This window comes from Streptomyces capoamus, assembly GCF_014654935.1.
GTDB classification, from domain to species: domain Bacteria; phylum Actinomycetota; class Actinomycetes; order Streptomycetales; family Streptomycetaceae; genus Streptomyces; species Streptomyces capoamus.
Genome location: NZ_BNBF01000146.1, coordinates 1 through 503 on the forward strand (window position 1 = coordinate 1; position 503 = coordinate 503).

The 503-nt window shown below is 37.2% G+C and carries 1 protein-coding gene; it reads left to right on the forward strand.

Annotated features, from left to right (window positions below; translation table 11 throughout):
* Window positions 1-368: NADH-quinone oxidoreductase subunit B family protein (locus IE312_RS45000; RefSeq protein ID WP_502267016.1), on the forward strand; the 368-nt coding region annotated here is incomplete at its 5' end.
* Window positions 369-503 lie beyond the last annotated feature (135 nt).

A 503-nucleotide genomic window follows, 5' to 3' on the forward strand; every position in this document is an offset into this window, starting at 1 on the left:
CTATGGGAGCCTGTACAATTACAGGGGGGATGTTCAGTACCGATTCTTATAGTACTGTTCGAGGAGTTGATAAGCTAATTCCTGTAGATGTCTATTTGCCGGGTTGTCCACCTAAACCAGAGGCTGTTATAGACGCTATAACAAAGCTTCGTAAGAAAATAGCTAGAGAAATCTATAAGGATCGAATTAGACCTCAACAGGGTAATCGGTGTTTTACTACCAATCACAAGTTTTTTGTTGTACGCAGTCCGCATATTGGAAATTATGATCAAGAACTACTCTATCCACCATCATCTACTTCAGAGATCTCTACTGAAACATTTTTTAAATACAAAAGTCCAGTATCGTCCCACGAATTAGTGAATTAGGGAGGCTTTTAGAGAATCAGAAAAAAATCTTCATAAATTAGAATTAACGGTAAATGTGAAATACTTAATTTTATATAAAAAAGGTGTGGGGGAAATAAAAAAGATGCAGGGCACTTTGTCCGTTTGGCTAGCCAA